Source organism: Kytococcus sedentarius (assembly GCF_041937525.1).
GTDB classification, from domain to species: domain Bacteria; phylum Actinomycetota; class Actinomycetes; order Actinomycetales; family Dermatophilaceae; genus Kytococcus; species Kytococcus sedentarius_A.
The window spans coordinates 904,860-922,173 of the sequence record NZ_CP169391.1 but is presented as its reverse complement, the minus strand read 5'-3'; the positions used below and the strand labels follow the sequence as shown (position 1 = coordinate 922,173).

At 71.5% G+C, this 17,314-nt stretch carries 15 protein-coding genes; 13 read left to right on the top strand and 2 right to left on the bottom strand.

Annotated features, from left to right (window positions below):
* Positions 1-118: 118 nt before the first annotated feature.
* On the bottom strand, positions 119-1,906 hold the full coding sequence (locus tag ACEY2A_RS04285; protein WP_374929639.1) for an ABC transporter substrate-binding protein: 1,788 nt from the start codon (positions 1,904-1,906) through the stop codon (positions 119-121).
* Between the two features lie 166 nt (positions 1,907-2,072).
* On the bottom strand, positions 2,073-3,665 hold the full coding sequence (locus ACEY2A_RS04280) for an FMN-binding glutamate synthase family protein (RefSeq protein ID WP_374929638.1): 1,593 nt from the start codon (positions 3,663-3,665) through the stop codon (positions 2,073-2,075).
* Positions 3,666-3,803: 138 nt separating this feature from the next.
* On the opposite strand from ACEY2A_RS04280, the gene efp reads away from it, so the two are divergent.
* The 13 genes from efp to metK all read left to right on the top strand — a co-directional run bounded on the left by efp (position 3,804) and on the right by metK (position 17,294).
* Positions 3,804-4,364 carry an elongation factor P gene (gene efp / locus ACEY2A_RS04275; RefSeq protein ID WP_374929637.1) on the top strand — a complete coding sequence of 187 codons (561 nt, stop codon included), beginning with the start codon at positions 3,804-3,806 and terminating at the stop codon, positions 4,362-4,364.
* Complete coding sequence (gene nusB / locus ACEY2A_RS04270; protein WP_374929636.1) at positions 4,364-4,777, top strand: transcription antitermination factor NusB; 414 nt, start codon at positions 4,364-4,366, stop codon at positions 4,775-4,777. Before efp ends, nusB begins: the two co-directional genes overlap by 1 nt.
* A gap of 105 nt (positions 4,778-4,882) precedes the next feature.
* Positions 4,883-5,452 carry a bifunctional pyr operon transcriptional regulator/uracil phosphoribosyltransferase PyrR gene (pyrR, locus tag ACEY2A_RS04265; RefSeq protein ID WP_374929635.1) on the top strand — a complete coding sequence of 190 codons (570 nt, stop codon included), beginning with the start codon at positions 4,883-4,885 and terminating at the stop codon, positions 5,450-5,452.
* On the top strand, positions 5,449-6,408 hold the full coding sequence (locus ACEY2A_RS04260; protein ID WP_374929634.1) for an aspartate carbamoyltransferase catalytic subunit: 960 nt from the start codon (positions 5,449-5,451) through the stop codon (positions 6,406-6,408). Before pyrR ends, ACEY2A_RS04260 begins: the two co-directional genes overlap by 4 nt.
* Entirely contained in the window at positions 6,405-7,760 is a 1,356-nt protein-coding gene (locus ACEY2A_RS04255) for a dihydroorotase (RefSeq protein WP_374929633.1), read from the top strand. Before ACEY2A_RS04260 ends, ACEY2A_RS04255 begins: the two co-directional genes overlap by 4 nt.
* The gene (gene carA / locus ACEY2A_RS04250; protein WP_374929632.1) at positions 7,757-9,043 is read left to right on the top strand and encodes a glutamine-hydrolyzing carbamoyl-phosphate synthase small subunit; all 1,287 of its coding nucleotides are present in this window, start codon (positions 7,757-7,759) and stop codon (positions 9,041-9,043) included. The genes ACEY2A_RS04255 and carA overlap by 4 nt, the downstream gene beginning before the upstream one ends.
* Positions 9,043-12,396 carry a carbamoyl-phosphate synthase large subunit gene (gene carB / locus ACEY2A_RS04245; protein WP_374929631.1) on the top strand — a complete coding sequence of 1,118 codons (3,354 nt, stop codon included), beginning with the start codon at positions 9,043-9,045 and terminating at the stop codon, positions 12,394-12,396. The genes carA and carB overlap by 1 nt, the downstream gene beginning before the upstream one ends.
* The gene (gene pyrF, locus ACEY2A_RS04240; RefSeq protein WP_374929630.1) at positions 12,393-13,223 is read left to right on the top strand and encodes an orotidine-5'-phosphate decarboxylase; all 831 of its coding nucleotides are present in this window, start codon (positions 12,393-12,395) and stop codon (positions 13,221-13,223) included. Before carB ends, pyrF begins: the two co-directional genes overlap by 4 nt.
* A 76-nt stretch (positions 13,224-13,299) precedes the next feature.
* The gene (gene mihF, locus ACEY2A_RS04235) at positions 13,300-13,623 is read left to right on the top strand and encodes an integration host factor, actinobacterial type (protein ID WP_374929629.1); all 324 of its coding nucleotides are present in this window, start codon (positions 13,300-13,302) and stop codon (positions 13,621-13,623) included.
* Positions 13,620-14,228, top strand: a complete 609-nt coding sequence (gene gmk, locus ACEY2A_RS04230) for a guanylate kinase (RefSeq protein ID WP_374929628.1) — start codon at positions 13,620-13,622, stop codon at positions 14,226-14,228. The genes mihF and gmk overlap by 4 nt, the downstream gene beginning before the upstream one ends.
* 76 nt (positions 14,229-14,304) lie before the next feature.
* Positions 14,305-14,736: a DNA-directed RNA polymerase subunit omega gene (gene rpoZ, locus ACEY2A_RS04225; RefSeq protein WP_374929627.1), complete on the top strand. Its 432-nt coding sequence runs from the start codon at positions 14,305-14,307 to the stop codon at positions 14,734-14,736.
* On the top strand, positions 14,736-15,983 hold the full coding sequence (gene coaBC, locus ACEY2A_RS04220; protein ID WP_374929626.1) for a bifunctional phosphopantothenoylcysteine decarboxylase/phosphopantothenate--cysteine ligase CoaBC: 1,248 nt from the start codon (positions 14,736-14,738) through the stop codon (positions 15,981-15,983). The genes rpoZ and coaBC overlap by 1 nt, the downstream gene beginning before the upstream one ends.
* 93 nt (positions 15,984-16,076) lie before the next feature.
* Complete coding sequence (gene metK, locus ACEY2A_RS04215) at positions 16,077-17,294, top strand: methionine adenosyltransferase (protein ID WP_374929625.1); 1,218 nt, start codon at positions 16,077-16,079, stop codon at positions 17,292-17,294.
* The last annotated feature ends 20 nt before the right edge of the window (positions 17,295-17,314 follow it).

Genomic DNA, 17,314 nt, shown 5'->3' with positions numbered 1-17,314 from the left:
TGGTGAGGCCCAGGTCACAGGACACGCCCTGCGACGACTGTGGGGGACCCGGTCGGGGTCCCCCACAGTCGTCGGGATTCAGTGCTCAGACACTGTCATAGAGCACCGGGGTGGGTCGTCAGCCCTTGGTGATGTTGTGGTACTCCGGCACGCCGAAGACGTCGAACTTCACGTTGGAGACGCTCTCGCTGAAGCCACCGGTGGTGTTCGAGTACCACAGCGGGATCGCCGGGGCGTCCTCGACGAGGACCTTCTGGGCCTCCTGGTACTTGGCGGTGGACTCCTCCGGCGTGGCGGCGGTGTCACCCTCCTCCAGCAGCTTGTCGAAGTCCTTGTTCGTGTAGCCACCGTCGTTCGAGGAGGCACCCGTCTTGTACAGCGGGGTCAGGAAGTTCTCGACAGCCGGGTAGTCCATCTGCCAACCGGTACGGAAGGCGCCGTCCATCTTCTTGCTGCCCACGTCGTCGCGCAGGGCCTTGAACTGCGGGTAGGCCTTGCCCGAGCACTCGATGCCGAGGGCGTTGGTGATCTCACCGCAGACCGCGTCGACCCACGCCTTGTGCGGGGCGTCGGCGTTGTAGGCCAGGGTGATGCCCTCGCCGTTCCAGCCGCCGGCCTCCTCCAGGAGCGCCTTGGCCTTCTCGTCGTCGTGCTCGCAGAGCTCGCCACAGATGCCCTCGTCGAAGCCGTCGACCACGGGCGAGGAGAAGTCCTTGGCCGGGGTGCGCGTGCCGTTGAAGATCTTCTGGGTGATGCCCTCGCGGTCGATGGACATCGAGATGGCCTTGCGGATCTTCTTCGCCTCGTCGCTGTCACCGGCGAACGGAGCGTCGGCGTACATCGGGAAGGTGAAGGACTGGAACACACCGGCCGGCTGGTTGATGGCGCGGTCACCCAGGTCGTCCTGGAAGGTGGTCAGCGCGGTCTCCGGGATCGAGTCCAGGATGTCGAGCTTGCCGGCCTGCAGGTCGGTCCAGCTGGCGTCCGGGTTCTGGTAGAACTGCACGTCCACGCCACCGTTCTTCGGCGTGCTCTCACCCACGTAGTGCGGGTTCTTGACCAGCTTGGCGCCCTGGTTGTGCGTCCACTTCTCGACCATGTACGGGCCGTTGCCGACCGGCTTCTCACCGAAGGCCTCCGGGTCCTCGAAGAAGGACTCGGGGAGCGGGGCGAAGGCGGTGTAGCCCAGGCGCTGCGGGAACGCGGCGTAGGGCTGCTCCAGCGTGACCGTGAAGGTGGTCTCGTCGACGACCTCCAGACCGGACATCGTGTCGGCCTTGGCCTTCGGGGCCGGAGCGTCCTCGGCAGCGCCCTCCTCGGGGGCCGGGTGCACGTCGGCGTAGCCCTCGATGGGCTCGAAGAAGTAGGCCGCCTGGTTGTTGTTGTCGATGTGGGCGCCCCAGTTCCAGGCGTCCACGAAGGACTGGGCGGTGACCGGGGTGCCGTCGGAGAACTTCCGGTCGTCGTTGATCTTGATGGTCCAGACCTTCTGGTCGTCGGACTCGATCGACTCGGCGACGTCCATCACGGACTGACCCTCGGAGTCGTAGTCCACGAGCTTGGCGAAGGCCATGTCGAGGATCTTGCCGCCACCGGTCTCGGTGGTGTTGGCCGGGATCAGCGGGTTCTGCGGCTCGGAGCCGTTGGCCGTGATGATCTCGTCGTTGCCCTCGCCGCCGCCGGCGCCGCCCTCACCGGACTCGTCGCCCGAGGGGGACTCGCCGCCCTCACCGGACTCGTCGCCCGAGGGGGACTCGCCGCCCGCGCCCGTGTCCTCGGCGCTGGTCTCGGACTTGGAGCTGGACTCGTCACCACCGGACTCGTCGCCACCGCACGCGGTGAGCGTCAGGGACAGTGCCGCCACACCGGCCGCGCTGGCCAGCCACTTGTTGCGCTTGATCGCCATGGATCCTCCTGTTGCTGATGGGATGCCACAGCCGGGACCGTGGCGAGCACCACCCTAAGCGCCTGTGAGCCGAGTCACCGCACGCTCGGACGCGTCGTTACCCAACTGCAACACAAGGAAACCGGTGGCCCAGCCCGATGGGGTGAGGACGCCCGTGGGAGTCCAGTCAGGGACGCGTCGGCGACACGGCCGGCTGCTCGTTCTCCATGTGGTCGGTCTGGTCGGGCTCGGTGAGGCTGTGCATGAGGTCGACCACCTCGTGACGGGACGCCTCCGGCATCGCCCCCCAGCCCAGCTCATAGCCGTAGATCTCCCGCAGGGTGCGCCCCTCGCGGGTCCCCCACATCAGCTCGAGGTCATCCGTGGTGACGAACCCGGGGTGCGCCACCCCGACGGCCTCGGCGAGGCGCAGCAGCTGGGCCCGCAGCTCGCGGATGTAGTTGCGGGTGCGGAGTGCCTTGGACGGGACGTCGATCCCCCGCTCGAGCCACCGGTTCTGGGTGGCCACACCGGTGGGGCAGCCGCCGGTGTGGCACTTCTGCGCCTGGATGCAGCCGACCGCCATCATCGCCTCGCGGGCGACGTAGAGCATGTCGGCCCCCAGCGCCATCGCCACGATCCCGTTCGAGGGGATGCCCAGCTTCCCCGCCCCGATGAAGGTGACCTGGTCGGTGATGCCGACGCGGGCGAAGGTGGAGTAGACCCGGCTGAACCCCAGGCGGAAGGGAAGGGCCACGTGGTCGCTGAACAGCGGGGGGGCAGCACCCGTCCCACCCTCGCCACCGTCGATGGTGATGAAGTCGACCCCGCGCTGGCCGCCGATCATCTGGTCCGCGAGCTCCTCCCACATGTTGCTCTCGCCGATGGCCGACTTGATGCCCACCGGCAGCCCGGTGGCCTGGGCGATCTCCTCCACGACGTCCAGCATCGAGTCCACGCTGTTGAAGGCCGAGTGCCGGGAGGGCGAGGCGACGTCCTCACCGACGGGCACCCCTCGGATCGCCGCGATCTCCGGGGTGACCTTCTCGCCGGGCAGCATGCCGCCGAGCCCGGGCTTGGCGCCCTGGGAGAGCTTGATCTCGATGGCCTTGACGGGGTTGGCCTCCACCAGCTCCACGAGCCTGGGGATGGACAGCCGCCCCTTCTCGTCCCGGCACCCGAAGTACCCGGTACCGACCTGGAAGATCAGATCTCCCCCCTGCTGGTGGTGCTCCGACAGGCCGCCCTCGCCGGTGTTCTGCATGGCCCCGGCCATGGCCACCCCCTGGTTGAGGGCTCGCACCGCACGGCCGGACAGCGAGCCATAGCTCATGGCCGACACGTTCACCAGCGACTCCGGGCGGAAGGCGTGGCGCCGACCGCGAGGACCGCCCAGCACCTTGGCCGAGGGCAGCAGGGCGGGGTCACCGGGGTGGCCGTGGGAGGTGGGGGGAGCCTCGCTGCTGAAGGTGCGGTGCTTGACGACCAGCCACCCCTCGTCGAACTCCACGTTGTTGTCCGTACCGAAACCGGCGTAGGTGTTCTGCTGCTTGGCAGCCGCGTAGATCCACGACCGCTGGTCCCGGTTGAAGGGCCGCTCCTGGTCGTTGGTGGTGACGATGTACTGGCGCAGCTCGGGGCCGATCGTCTCCAGTGCGTACCGGGCGTTGCCCAGCACGGGGAAGGTGCGCAGGATGGCGTGCTTCTTCTGGAACGCGTTCTGTGCCGCCCATCCGGCGAGTCCGACGGCGGGGATGGCGAGGGCCTTGATGAGCTGCATGCCTCCCGTTGTACCAGCCGTCAGCCGTGCAGCGGCACCCCCGCGCGGCCTGTCGGTAGGATGGCCGACTGCCCGCACCCCCGCTGGTGACCGGGCGTCACCCCAGACCTCTTCCCACGACGCAGAAGGACTCGCCCTGTGGCCACGACGAACGACCTGAAGAACGGCATGGTGCTGAAGCTGGAGGGCCAGCTCTGGCAGGTGCAGGAGTTCCAGCACGTCAAGCCCGGCAAGGGGCCGGCGTTCGTGCGCACCAAGATCAAGAACGTGCTCTCGGGCAAGACCGTCGACAAGACGTTCAACGCCGGCACCAAGGTGGAGACCGCCACGGTGGACCGCCGCGACATGCAGTACCTGTACAACGACGGTGACTCCTTCATCTTCATGGACACCAAGGACTACGAGCAGCTGCCGATCTCGGCCGAGATCGTCGGGGACGCCTCGAAGTTCATGCTGGAGAACCAGGAGGTGCAGGTCTCCACGCACGAGGGCGTGCCGCTGTTCATCGAGCTGCCGCCGAGTGTGGAGCTGCGCATCACCCACACCGACCCGGGCCTGCAGGGAGACCGCTCCACCGGTGGCACCAAGCCGGCCACGCTGGAGACCGGAGCCGAGATCCAGGTGCCGCTGTTCCTGGAGAGCGACACCCTGGTGAAGGTCGACACCCGCGACGGCTCGTACATCAGCCGCGTCTCCTGATGGCAGCACGTTCCAAGGCCCGCAAGCGCGCGGTCGACCTGCTCTTCGAGGCCGAGCAGCGTTCCCTCAACGTCGAGGTGCTGATGGCCCGCCGGCGGGAGGAGCCCGACGCCCAGGTGGTGGTGCCCGAGTTCACCGTCGGCCTCGTGGAGGGCGTGGTGGAGCACTGGGCCTCCATCAACGACGCCCTGTCCTCCTGGTCGCAGGGCTGGTCCCTGGAGCGCATGCCCGCCGTCGACCGCGCGATCCTGCGCCTGGGCACCTACGAGATCGTCTGGGTCGAGGACGTGCCCGATGCGGTGGCCATCAGTGAGGCCGTGAACCTCGCCTCGCACCTGTCCACCGACGAGTCGCCGAACTTCGTCTCCGGCCTGCTCACCCGCATCAGCCAGATGAAGGCCACGATCGTCTGAACGGCCACCACGCACCGGGCCTGCGGGCCCGGTGCGATGCCCTACAGTGTGGGGCGTCCGACATCCTTTAACGGCCTGTCCCGTGAGGCAGCCAAGGAGGTCACGATGGGGAACACCCCCACTGTGCGTACGGTCCTGTCAGATCAGGACGTCCAACGCGCCATCCGCCGGATGGCCCACGAGCTGCTCGAGCGCAACGAGGGCGCAGACCGCCTGACGCTGCTCGGCATCCCCACCCGAGGTCTCCCGCTGGCACGCCGGCTGGCCGAGGCGATCCACGCCATCGAGGGCGCGGCCGTCCCGTGCCTCGCCGTCGACCCGGCCGCGCACCGCGACGACCTGGCCGCCGATGCCGGTCGCATCCCCGTCGCGGCGTCCCAGACGTCGCTGGACCCCCGGGACGTGACCGACCGCATCGTGGTGCTCGTCGACGACGTGCTCCACACCGGTCGTACGGTGCGCGCCGCCATGGATGCGGTCTCCGCCGCTGGGCGCCCCCGCGCCATCCGCCTCGCCGTGCTGGTGGACCGCGGTCACCGCGAGCTGCCCATCCGCGCCGACCACGTGGGCAAGAACCTGCCCAGCGCCGCCGACGAGCGCGTGCAGGTACGCCTGGCCGAGCCCGACGGTGCCGACGCCGTCCAGATCCTCCGCGAGGGCGAGGAGGCCCTGTGAAACACCTGCTCAGCATCGCCGAACTCGACCGCGCGCGGCTCCTCGCGCTGCTGGATGCGGCCGCCGACCACCTCACGCTGCAGGACCAGCGCGTGAAGAAGCGTGACTCCCTGCGCGGGCGCACCGTCATCAACCTCTTCTTCGAGGACTCCACCCGCACCCGCTCCTCCTTCGAGATCGCGGGCAAGTGGCTGGGTGCCGACACCATCAACATCGCCGCCAAGGGCTCCTCGGTGAGCAAGGGGGAGTCGCTGCGCGACACCGTCTCCACCATCGCCGCGATGGGGGTGGACGCACTCGTGGTGCGGCACCCCGCATCGGGAGCACCGGCGCAGATCGCCCGCTGGCTGGACGCCCAGGGGCGCCACGCGGCCGTGGTGAACGCCGGCGACGGCACCCACGAGCACCCCACCCAGGCCCTGCTGGACGCGTTCACCCTGCGCCGCGCGCTGGGGGAGCTGGACGGGCGCCACGTGGCGATCGTCGGCGACGTGACCCACTCGCGCGTGGCCCGGTCCAACCTGCTGGCGCTGCGCACCCTGGGCGCCCGGGTGACCGTGGTGGCGCCCGCCACCCTCATGCCCAGCGGCGCCGCGGCCTGGGCCCGTGCGGAGGGCTTCGAGCTCTCGCACGACCTGGACACGGTGCTCCCCACCCTCGACGCCGCGATGATGCTGCGCGTGCAGTCCGAGCGCATGGCAGGCGGGTACTTCCCCACGCCGCGCGAGTACACCATCGGGTACGGGCTCACCCGCGACCGGCTGGCCGCCCTGCCGGAGCACGCAGTGATCTGCCACCCCGGGCCCATGAACCGCGGCCTGGAGATCAGCCCCGAGGCCGCTGACGACGCCCGCTCGCGGGTGCTCGACCAGGTGAGCGCCGGTGTGGCCGTGCGCATGGCCGTGCTGGACACCCTCTTGAACGACCCCCACGCAACGGACGGAGTGCAGGCATGACGACGGCGCGACTCATCCAGGGGGCCGACCTGGCCGGGGCCGGGGTGGCCGACCTGCTGGTGGTGGGCGAGACCCTGGTCGCCACCGGCCCCGAGGCCGCCGGTCAGGCGCCCGCGGGCACCGAGGTGGTGGACGCCGGGGGCCTGGTGGCGCTGCCGGGCCTGGTGGACCTGCACGTGCACCTGCGCGAGCCGGGCCGGGAGGACGCCGAGACCGTGGCGACCGGCTCCCGCGCCGCTGCCGCCGGCGGGTTCACCGCGGTGCTGGCCATGGCCAACACCACCCCGGTGACCGACACCGCCGAGAAGGCCGACCACGTGGCCGCCCTGGGCCGGGCCGCCGGGCTGGTGGACGTGCACCCGGTGGGAGCCGTGAGCAAGGGCCTGGCCGGCGAGGAGCTCGCCGAGCTGGGACTGATGGCGCGCTCCACCGCCCGGGTGCGGGTGTTCAGCGACGACGGCAGGTGCGTGCACGACGCCCGCCTGATGCGGCGCGCCCTGGAGTACCTGCGCGCCCACGACGGCGTGATCTCCCAGCACAGCCAGGACCCCCGGCTGGCCGACGGGACCGCCTGCTGCCACGAGGGCGAGCTGTCCGGACGGCTCGGGCTGCCGGGCTGGCCCGAGGTGGCCGAGGAGACCGTGATCGCGCGCGACGCGATGCTGGCCAAGCACACCGGTGGCCGGGTGCACGTGGCCCACGTGACCACCGCCGGGGGAGTGGAGGTGGTCCGCTGGGCCAAGGCGCGCGGGATCCGCATGACCGCCGAGGTCACCCCGCACCACCTGGCCCTGACCACCGACGCGCTGGCCGGGTACGACCCCGTGTTCAAGGTGAACCCTCCGCTGCGCCCGGACGAGCACGTCGCCGCCCTGCGCGAGGCGCTGGCCGACGGCACCATCGACGCCGTGGCCACCGACCACGCCCCGCACGCCGCCCACGACAAGGACCACGCCTTCGTGGACGCCGCGTTCGGCATGCTCGGTCTGGAGACCGCCCTGCCGGTGGTCAGCGAGGTCATGGTGCGCAGCGGCCTGCTGGGCTGGGAGGACGTCGCCCGCGTGATGTCCACCGCCCCCGCGCGCATCGCCCGCCTGGACGAGCTCCCCGGTGCCGCCCGGCACGGGGCGGGCCTGGTGGCAGGCGCCCCGGCACACCTCACCCTGGTGGACCCTGAGGCCAGTGTGACCGTGGACCGCGAGCAGTCCCACTCGCGCTCGCGGAACAACCCCTGGCACGGCCAGACCTTCCACGGCCAGGTGCGTGCCACCCTGCGCGCCGGCCGCGTGACCCACTCCCTGCTGGACGCGCTCCCGGCGTCCCCCGCCCCGACCCGACAGGACGTTGCATGAGCACCCCCGCCCCGCTCGACCGTTTTGCCCCCGAGCCCGCCCTGCTGGTGCTGGAGGACGGCGAGGTCTTCGCCGGCAGCGCCTGGGGCGCCCGCGGCACCACCCTGGGGGAGGTCGTGTTCACCACCGGCATGACCGGATACCAGGAGACCCTCACCGACCCCAGCTTCGCCGGCCAGATCGTCGCGCTCACCGCGCCCCACGTCGGCAACACCGGCTGGAACGACGAGGACGACGAGTCGCGCCGCATCTTCGTGGAGGGCATCGTGGTGCGCGACCCGGCGCTGCGACCCAGCAACTGGCGCAGCCAGCGCACCCTGGAGGACGAGCTGGTGTCCCAGGACGTGGTGGGCATCGCCGGCATCGACACGCGCGCCCTGACCCGCCACCTGCGCACGCGGGGGGCGATGCGGGCGGGCGTCTTCTCCGGCGAGGACGCCCGTGCATCGCACGCCGAGCTGGTGGAGCAGGTGCGCAGTGCGCCGGGCATGGCCGGCCGCGAGCTCGCGACCACGGTCACCACGCCGCAAACCGTGGTGGTGCCCCCGCAGGGCGAGCACCGCTTCACGGTGGCCGCGGTGGACCTGGGCATCAAGAGCAACACCCCCCGCCTGCTGGCTGCCCGCGGCATCGAGGTGCACGTGTTGCCGGCGGAATCCACCCTGGAGGACGTGCTGGCGGTGCAGGGCGTCGCCCGGGGCGCCGGCGAGGGCCCCGACGGCGTGTTCTTCTCCAACGGCCCGGGCGACCCGGCCACCGCCGACACCGCCGTGGAGCTGCTGCGCGGCGTGCTGGCCCAGGGGCTGCCCTTCTTCGGCATCTGCTTCGGCAACCAGCTGCTCGGCCGTGCGCTGGGCTTCGGCACCTACAAGCTGGACTTCGGCCACCGCGGCATCAACCAGCCGGTGATGGACCGCACCACCGGCAAGGTGGAGATCACCGCCCAGAACCACGGGTTCGCCGTGGACGCGCCCCTCGATGCGGTGGTGACCGCTCCGCACGACGAGGCGCTGGGCCGGGTGTGGGTCTCCCACGTCTGCCTCAACGACGACGTCGTGGAGGGCCTGGAGTGCCTGGACCTGCCGGCCTTCTCCGTGCAGTACCACCCGGAGGCCGCTGCCGGCCCGCACGACAGCGAGTACCTCTTCGACCGCTTCACCGAGCTCATGACCACCGGCCGAGCCCCCGACCGCAGCGAGCAGCTCGCCCGCGCCGGCGCGCAGCCCGCAGCAGGCCAGGACACCGCCGGCCAGACCGCCCCGACCGCAGGAGACGACCGCTGATGCCCCGCACCCCCGACATCCAGTCCGTCCTGGTCATCGGCTCCGGTCCGATCGTCATCGGCCAGGCCTGCGAGTTCGACTACTCCGGTACCCAGGCCTGCCGCGTGCTGCGCGAGGAGGGCCTGCGGGTCATCCTCATCAACTCCAACCCGGCCACGATCATGACCGACCCGGAGTTCGCCGACGCCACCTACGTGGAGCCCATCACCCCCGAGACCGTCGAGCGGATCATCGCCGCCGAGCGTCCCGATGCGGTGCTGGCCACCCTGGGTGGGCAGACCGCGCTGAACTGCGCCATCGACCTCCACGAGGCCGGGGTGCTGGAGAAGTACGGGTGCCCCCTCATCGGAGCGAACGTCGAGGCGATCCAGCTGGGTGAGGACCGCCAGCTGTTCAAGGGCGTGGTGGAGCGCTGCGGCGCGGACGTCGCCCGCAGCGTCATCTGCCACTCCATGGACGAGCTCCTCGCCGGTGCCGAGGAGCTCGGATACCCGCTGGTGCTGCGCCCCTCCTTCACGATGGGGGGACTCGGCTCGGGCTTCGCCCACAACGAGGACGACCTGCGCCGCATGGGCGAGGCCGGGCTGCGCGACTCGCCCACCACCGAGGTGCTCCTGGAGGAGTCCATCCTCGGCTGGAAGGAGTACGAGCTCGAGGTGATGCGCGACCGTGCCGACAACGTGGTGGTCGTCTGCAGCATCGAGAATCTCGACCCGATGGGGGTGCACACCGGCGACTCGATCACCGTGGCCCCGGCGCTCACGCTCACCGACCGCGAGTACCAGAAGCTGCGTGACGTGGCCATCAAGGTGATCCGCGAGGTGGGTGTGGACACCGGCGGGTGCAACATCCAGTTCGCCGTCAACCCGGCCGACGGGCGCGTCATCGTCATCGAGATGAACCCGCGCGTGAGCCGCTCCTCGGCGCTGGCCTCCAAGGCGACCGGATTCCCCATCGCCAAGATCGCCGCGAAGATGGCGATCGGCTACACGCTCGACGAGGTGCCCAACGACATCACCGGGTCCACCCCCGCGTCCTTCGAGCCCACGCTCGACTACGTGGTGGTGAAGGTGCCGCGCTTCGCCTTCGAGAAGTTCCCGGCCGCCGACCCCGAGCTCACCACCACCATGAAGTCGGTGGGGGAGGCGATGGCGATCGGCCGCAACTTCACCGAGGCCCTGCAGAAGGCACTGCGCTCCACCGAGGCCAAGGGCTCCTCCTTCTCCTGGTCACCCTCCGAGCGGCCCACCGCCGATGAGGTGACGCGCCTGCTCACCGAGGTGGTCACCCCCACCGACGGGCGACTGCGCCAGGTGCAGCAGGCACTGTGGGGCGGCGCGAGCGTGGAGCAGCTGCACGAGGCCACCAGCATCGATCCGTGGTTCCTGGACCAGATCGAGCTGCTGAACGCCACGGCCGACGCGATCGCCGCCGACTCCGAGCAGCACGGCCGGCTGCGGCCCGAGGTGCTCGCGCTGGCCAAGCGCCACGGCTTCAGTGACGCCCAGCTGGCCGGCCTGCTGGGCATGGACGAGGCCGTGCTGCGCGGGGTGCGCCACGCGCTGGGGATCCGCCCGGTCTACAAGACGGTGGACACCTGCGCGGCCGAGTTCGACGCCCGCACGCCCTACCACTACTCGAGCTATGACCAGCAGACCGAGGTGGCACCGCGCGAGAACCCGGCGGTGATCATCCTTGGCTCCGGGCCCAACCGCATCGGCCAGGGCGTGGAGTTCGACTACTCCTGCGTGCACGCGAGCTTCGCCCTGCGCGAGGCCGGGTACGACACCGTGATGGTGAACTGCAACCCGGAGACGGTCTCCACCGACTACGACACCTCGAGCCGGCTGTACTTCGAGCCGCTCACCCTGGAGGACGTGCTGGAGGTGTACCACGCCGAGGCGGCCGCCGGGCCGATCGCCGGCGTGATCGTGCAGCTGGGTGGCCAGACGCCGCTGGGCCTGGCGCAGGAGCTGGCCGATGCGGGGCTGCCCGTGGTGGGCACCTCGCCCGAGGCCATCGACCGCGCGGAGGACCGCGGCCACTTCGGCCGCGTGCTGGCCGAGGCCGGCCTGGTGGCGCCTCGCTTCGGCACCGCCTTCTCCGCCGACGAGGCCGTGGCCATCAGCCAGGACATCGGTTACCCGGTCCTCGTGCGCCCCAGCTACGTGCTGGGCGGGCGCGGCATGGAGATCGTCTACGACGACGAGTCGCTGCGTGGCTACGTGGAGCGCGCCGCCCTGGTGAGCCCTGACCGGCCGATCCTGGTGGACCGCTTCCTGGACGAGGCCATCGAGATCGATGTGGACGCGCTGTTCGACGGCACCGACCTGTACCTGGGCGGGATCATGGAGCACATCGAGGAGGCCGGCATCCACTCCGGTGACTCCGCCTGCGTGATCCCGCCGGTCACCCTGGGCACCGAGGAGCTGGACCGGGTGCGCACCGCCACCCGCCGGCTGGCCGAGGGCATCGGCGTGCGGGGTCTGCTGAACGTGCAGTTCGCCCTGGCGCAGGGCGTGCTCTACGTGCTGGAGGCCAACCCCCGCGCCAGCCGCACCGTGCCCTTCGTCTCCAAGGCCACCGGGGTGCCGCTGGCACGCGCGGCCGCCCGCATCATGCTGGGGGAGACCATCGCCGAGCTGACGGCCACCGGCCTGCTGCCCGCCCACATCGATGGGGGATCCCTGCCGGTGGACGCCCCGGTCTCGGTGAAGGCCGCGGTGCTGCCCTTCAAGCGCTTCCGCACCCGCGAGGGCCAGGTGGTGGACAGCCTGCTCGGGCCCGAGATGCGTTCTACGGGTGAGGCCATGGGCATCGACTCCGACTTCGGCACCGCCTTCGCGAAGGCCGAGATGGGCAAGACCACGCCCCTGCCCAAGGCGGGCACCGTCTTCGTGTCGGTGGCCAACCGCGACAAGCGGGGCATGATCTTCCCGGTCAAGCGCCTGGCCGACCTGGGCTTCACTCTGGTGGCCACCGCCGGCACCGTGGAGGTCCTGCGCCGCAACGGGGTCCAGGCCGAGGTCGCCCGCAAGCTCAGCGAGGGCCGCGGCCCTGCGGGGGAGCCGACGATCGTGGACCAGATCACCTCCGGGGAGATCGCCATGGTGGTCAACACCCCCTCGGGTCGCGACTCCCGCGCGGACGGGTACGAGATCCGGGCGGCGACGGCCAGCGCGGGCGTGCCGGTCATCACCACCGTGCAGCAGCTGGGTGCGGCGGTGCAGGCCATCGAGTCGCTCCAGGGCGGTGACTTCGGGGTGAAGCCGCTGCAGGCGCACGCCGCGGCGCTCGACCTCGTGGGACGCGGTGGCTGGGTGCAGTCCGCCCAGCAGGGAGCCGGCGCGTGAGCCCGACCGCTGCCTTCGGCACCCGCCTCCGGGAGGCCCTGGATGCCCATGGGCCCCTGTGCGCGGGCATCGACCCGCACCCCGCGCTGCTCCGTGAGAGTGGCGTCGGGGTGGACCCGACCGGCTTGGCCGCGTTCACCGACCGCTGCGTGGAGGCGTTCGCCGGCCAGGTGGCCGTGGTCAAGCCGCAGGTGTCGCTCTTCGAGGCCTTCGGTTCTGCGGGCTTCGCCGTGCTGGAGGAGGCCGTCGCCCGCTTCCGCCGCGCCGGCACCCTGGTGGTGCTGGACGCCAAGCGCGGCGACATCGGCAGCAGCAACGACGGGTACGCCCGGGCCTGGTTCGGCGCCGATGCCCCGCTGCGCTGCGATGCGGTGACCCTCAGCCCCTACCTGGGCGAGGCCTCGCTCACCGGCATCGTCGAGGCGGCGCAGGCCGATGGGGCGGGTGTGTTCGTGCTGTGTCGGACCTCCAACCCCGAGGCCGGCCCGCTGCAGACCGCCGTCCGCGATGAGGGTGACTCCGTGGCCGCGGGCATCGCCCGCTGGGCGGAGGGCTTCGGTGGCGACGTGGGGCTCGTGGTGGGCGTGACCGTCAGCGACGCGCTGGACACGCTGCCGCTGGCGGGGGGTACCGCGCCGGTGCTCGCTCCCGGCTTCGGGGCCCAGGGCGGTGGCCCCGCCGACCTGCTCCGCGTCTTCGGCGACGAGGCCCCGCGCGTGCTGGCCTCGGTGAGCCGCGACATCCTTCGTCACGGGGCCTCCGTGGAGGGACTGCGGACCGCGGTCCGGTCGTGGCAGGACTCACTCCGGGGCACTTTGGGCGGGTGAAGCACACGCGGGTACCCTGCGATCTCCCGCACCCACCGCCTGCGCACCGCGGCACCCTCATGAACCAGGAGCACACGTGACGGTTCCCGACCTCACGGCCGACCAACGTCGTGCCGCCCTGCTCGCGGCGGTCGCAGCCCGACACCGGCGTGCCGAGGTGAAGGCGGCCGTGGCCGCGGGGACGCTCTCGGTGGCCGAGGTGCTCGAGGTGGCGCGGCAGGAGGAGGCCATCGCCAAGATCCGGGTGTCCGTGCTGCTGGAGTGCCTGCCCGGCATCGGCCCCATCCGCGCGGCCCAGATGCTCCGCGAGCTCGGCATCGCGCCGTCCCGGCGGCTGCGGGGGCTGGGCGTGCACCAGGCGGCCCGCCTCAGCGAGCGCTGCGCGGCGGGTGTCCGGTGAGCGCCGGCGTGCCCGCGGACGGGCGTCGACTGGTCGTGCTGGCCGGGCCCACCGCGGTCGGCAAGGGCACGGTCTGCCAGTGGGTGCGTGACAACCACCCGGAGGTCTGGGTGTCAGTCTCGGCCACCACGCGCGCCCCGCGCCCCGGCGAGGTCGACGGCTCCACCTACCACTTCGTGGACCCCCAGGAGTTCTCACGCATGGTCGCCGAGGGCGAGATGCTCGAGCACGCGGTGGTGCACGGCGTGAACTCCTACGGCACGCCCCGCGGCCCGGTCCAGGAGGCACTGGCCGAGGGGCGGCCCGCGCTGCTGGAGATCGACCTGCAGGGCGCCCGACAGGTGCGCGAGGCGATGCCGGAGGCGCTGTTCGTCTTCCTGGCCCCACCCAGCTGGGACGAGCTCGTGCGCCGGCTGGTGGGCCGTGGCACCGAGGACGCCGAGGAGCGGGCCCGTCGTCTGCACACGGCCGAGACCGAGCTGGCCGCCCAGGACTGGTTCGACACCACCATCGTCAACGAGTCGGTGGCTGCTGCGGGGGAGAACCTCGTAGAATTGCTCCTCGACCCGCCGCCGGTCCCCGCCGACCGCCGCGTCACCCCCTGAACTCAGCCCCCGGCCCCGCCGGGAGGCACCGTGCGACGAGAGCCGTCGCCAGCACCGTCCGATCCAAGGAGGATCCATGTCCGGCACCAAGGCCGCCCCCATCGGCGTGACCAACCCGCCCATCGACGACCTGCTCCAGCACGTCGACTCCAAGTACGCCTTGGTCATCTACTCGGCCAGGCGTGCCCGCCAGATCAATGCCTACTACGCCCAGCTGAAGGAGGGCCTGCTGGAGTACGTGGGTCCGCTGGTGGAGGCGGAGTCCTCCGACAAGCCCCTGTCGATCGCGCTGAAGGAGATCAACGCCGACAAGCTGGTGCGCACCGTGGGCACGGACGTGCCCGAGGTGGCCACCCCCGGCATGGCCGTCGACGAGCCGGAGGAGATCACCCCGGCCGCGCAGGGGTCCGATGAGGTGGCGTCCGCCGAGACGGTGGACGTCATGGAGGACATCGAGGACGAGCCCGCCGCCGGGGAGTCCGAGGCCGAGGGCGCGAACGAGTCCTGATGCGCGTCGTCCTGGGGGTCTCCGGAGGCATCGCCGCCTACAAGGCGGCCAGCCTCTGCCGGCTGTTCACCGAGGCCGGTCACGAGGTGCGGGTGCTGCCCACGGCGGCGGCACTGCGCTTCGTCGGAGCCCCCACCTGGGAGGCCCTCAGCGGGCACCCCGTGGCGCACGACGTCTTCAGTGACGTCCCCTCGGTGCAGCACGTGCGGGTGGGCCAGGAGGCCGACCTGGTGGTGGTGGCCCCGGCCACGGCCGACCTGATGGCGCGGGTGGCGGCCGGCATGGCCGACGACCTGCTGACGACCACCCTGCTGACCGCCACCTGTCCGGTGGTGATGGCGCCGGCGATGCACACCGAGATGTGGCTGAACCCCGCCACGCAGGCCAACGTGGAGACCCTGCGCGCGCGGGGGGTGCACGTCATCGAGCCCGCTTCCGGACGCCTGACCGGCACCGACACCGGCCCCGGCCGCCTGCCCGACCCCGAGGTGATCCACGCCGCGGCCATGGCGCGCGTGGAGGGTGCTGTCGAGGGTGCCGATGCGGGGGAGCGCCCCTGGGCCGGGCGGCGCGTGGTGGTGTCCACCGGCGGCACCCGGGAGGCCCTCGACCCGGTGCGCTTCCTGGGCAACCGATCCTCGGGGCGGATGGGCATGGCCGTCGCCCGTGCGGCCCGTGACCTGGGCGCCGAGGTGACCCTCCTGCAGGCGGCGGTGGAGGTGCCGGCGCCGGACGGTGTGCGCGTGGTGGAGGCCGTCAGTGCCGCGGAGCTCGAGGCCGCCGTTGCGCACGAGTTCTCCGAGGCCGGCGCCGACCTGCTGGTGATGGCTGCGGCCGTGGCCGACTACCGGCCCGCCGAGATCGCCCAGAGCAAGCTGAAGAAGACCGGGGACACCGGCGGCATGGTGCTGGAGCTGGAGCGGACCCCGGACATCCTCGCCGGTGCCGTGGCCCGGCGGGACGAGGAGCACCCGGCAGGAACTGCTGGTCGACCGGTGGTCGTCGGCTTCGCGGCCGAGACGGGGGACGATGCGGGCTCGGTGCTGGAGCACGCCCAGGCCAAGCTGCAGCGCAAGGGCGTGGACCTGCTCGTGGCCAACGAGGTGGGGGTGGACAAGACCTTCGGCCAGGAGGACACCACCGTGCACCTGCTGACCCCCGGGGGAGAGCCGGTGACCGTGGGCCCCACCAGCAAGGACGAGGCCGCCCGGGCCCTGTGCGATGCGGTGACCCCCTTGCTCGGCTGACCGTCGCCGAGGTTGTCGCCGGCGGGGTCTAGGCTGTCGGCCGCGTCATCCCGACGCACCCGTCAGACAGCAGCCGCTGCACAAGGAGCACCCATGGCACGTCTCTTCTCGTCCGAGTCCGTCACCGAGGGACACCCCGACAAGATCTGCGACCAGATCAGCGATGCGATCCTGGACGAGATGCTCCGGCAGGACCCGGACGCCCGGGTGGCCGTGGAGACCATGGTGACCACCGGCCTGGTGCACGTGGCCGGGGAGGTGCGGACGAGCGGGTACGTGGAGATCCCCCGCATCGTGCGCGACACGATCATCAGCATCGGCTACGACAGCTCCGACAAGGGTTTCGACGGCCGCACCTGCGGGGTCGAGGTCAGCATCGGCGACCAGAGCACCGACATCGCGGCCGGGGTGGACGACTCCTACGAGGCCCGGGAGGGGGCGGGGGAGAAGTACGACCGGCAGGGCGCCGGCGACCAGGGGCTGATGTTCGGCTACGCCTGTGATGACACCCCCGAGCTCATGCCGCTGCCCATCTCGCTGGCGCACCGCCTCAGCAAGCGGCTCAGCCAGGTGCGGCACGAGGGGATCGTGGACTACCTGCGCCCCGACGGGAAGACCCAGGTGACCATCGAGTACGACGGTGACCGGCCCGCCCGGCTGGACACCGTGGTCATCTCCTCCCAGCACGAGGACGGGGTGCCGCTGGACCAGGTGTTGGCACCCGACCTGCGCGAGCACGTCATCGACCCGGTGCTGGAGCACCTGGCCGAGTCCGGCGTGGAGCTCGAGACCGAGGGCGCACGCACCCTCATCAACCCCACCGGGATCTTCACCATCGGCGGCCCCATGGGCGACGCGGGGCTCACCGGTCGCAAGATCATCGTCGACACCTACGGGGGCATGGCCCGCCACGGCGGCGGCGCCTTCTCCGGCAAGGACCCCTCCAAGGTGGACCGCTCCGGCGCGTACGCCATGCGCTGGGTGGCCAAGAACGTGGTGGCCGCCGGCCTGGCCACGCGGTGCGAGCTGCAGGTGGCCTACGCCATCGGCTCGGCGCACCCGGTGGGTCTGTACGTGGAGACCTTCGGTACGAACACGGTGCCCGTGGAGAGGATCGAGGCGGCCATCGACGGGGTCTTCGACCTGCGCCCGGCCGCCATCGTGGACGCGCTGGACCTCAAGCGCCCCATCTACCACCCCGCGGCCGCCTACGGTCACTTCGGGCGCGCCACCTCCACCGGGGTGGCCGGCAGCTTCCCGTGGGAGAGGACCAACCGGGTGGAGGCGCTGCAGCGCCTGGCGCGCGCCTGAGGGACGCGGTGGACGAGGGG

Coding starts and splice junctions, on each gene's coding strand:
- rpoZ (WP_374929627.1), top strand. CDS start 14,305: ATGTCCGGCACCAAGGCCGCCCCCATCGGCGTGACCAACCCGCCCATC.
- coaBC (WP_374929626.1), top strand. CDS start 14,736: ATGCGCGTCGTCCTGGGGGTCTCCGGAGGCATCGCCGCCTACAAGGCG.
- metK (WP_374929625.1), top strand. CDS start 16,077: ATGGCACGTCTCTTCTCGTCCGAGTCCGTCACCGAGGGACACCCCGAC.
- nusB (WP_374929636.1), top strand. CDS start 4,364: ATGGCAGCACGTTCCAAGGCCCGCAAGCGCGCGGTCGACCTGCTCTTC.
- ACEY2A_RS04255 (WP_374929633.1), top strand. CDS start 6,405: ATGACGACGGCGCGACTCATCCAGGGGGCCGACCTGGCCGGGGCCGGG.
- carB (WP_374929631.1), top strand. CDS start 9,043: ATGCCCCGCACCCCCGACATCCAGTCCGTCCTGGTCATCGGCTCCGGT.
- carA (WP_374929632.1), top strand. CDS start 7,757: ATGAGCACCCCCGCCCCGCTCGACCGTTTTGCCCCCGAGCCCGCCCTG.
- ACEY2A_RS04280 (WP_374929638.1), bottom strand. CDS start 3,665: ATGCAGCTCATCAAGGCCCTCGCCATCCCCGCCGTCGGACTCGCCGGA.
- ACEY2A_RS04285 (WP_374929639.1), bottom strand. CDS start 1,906: ATGGCGATCAAGCGCAACAAGTGGCTGGCCAGCGCGGCCGGTGTGGCG.
- pyrR (WP_374929635.1), top strand. CDS start 4,883: ATGGGGAACACCCCCACTGTGCGTACGGTCCTGTCAGATCAGGACGTC.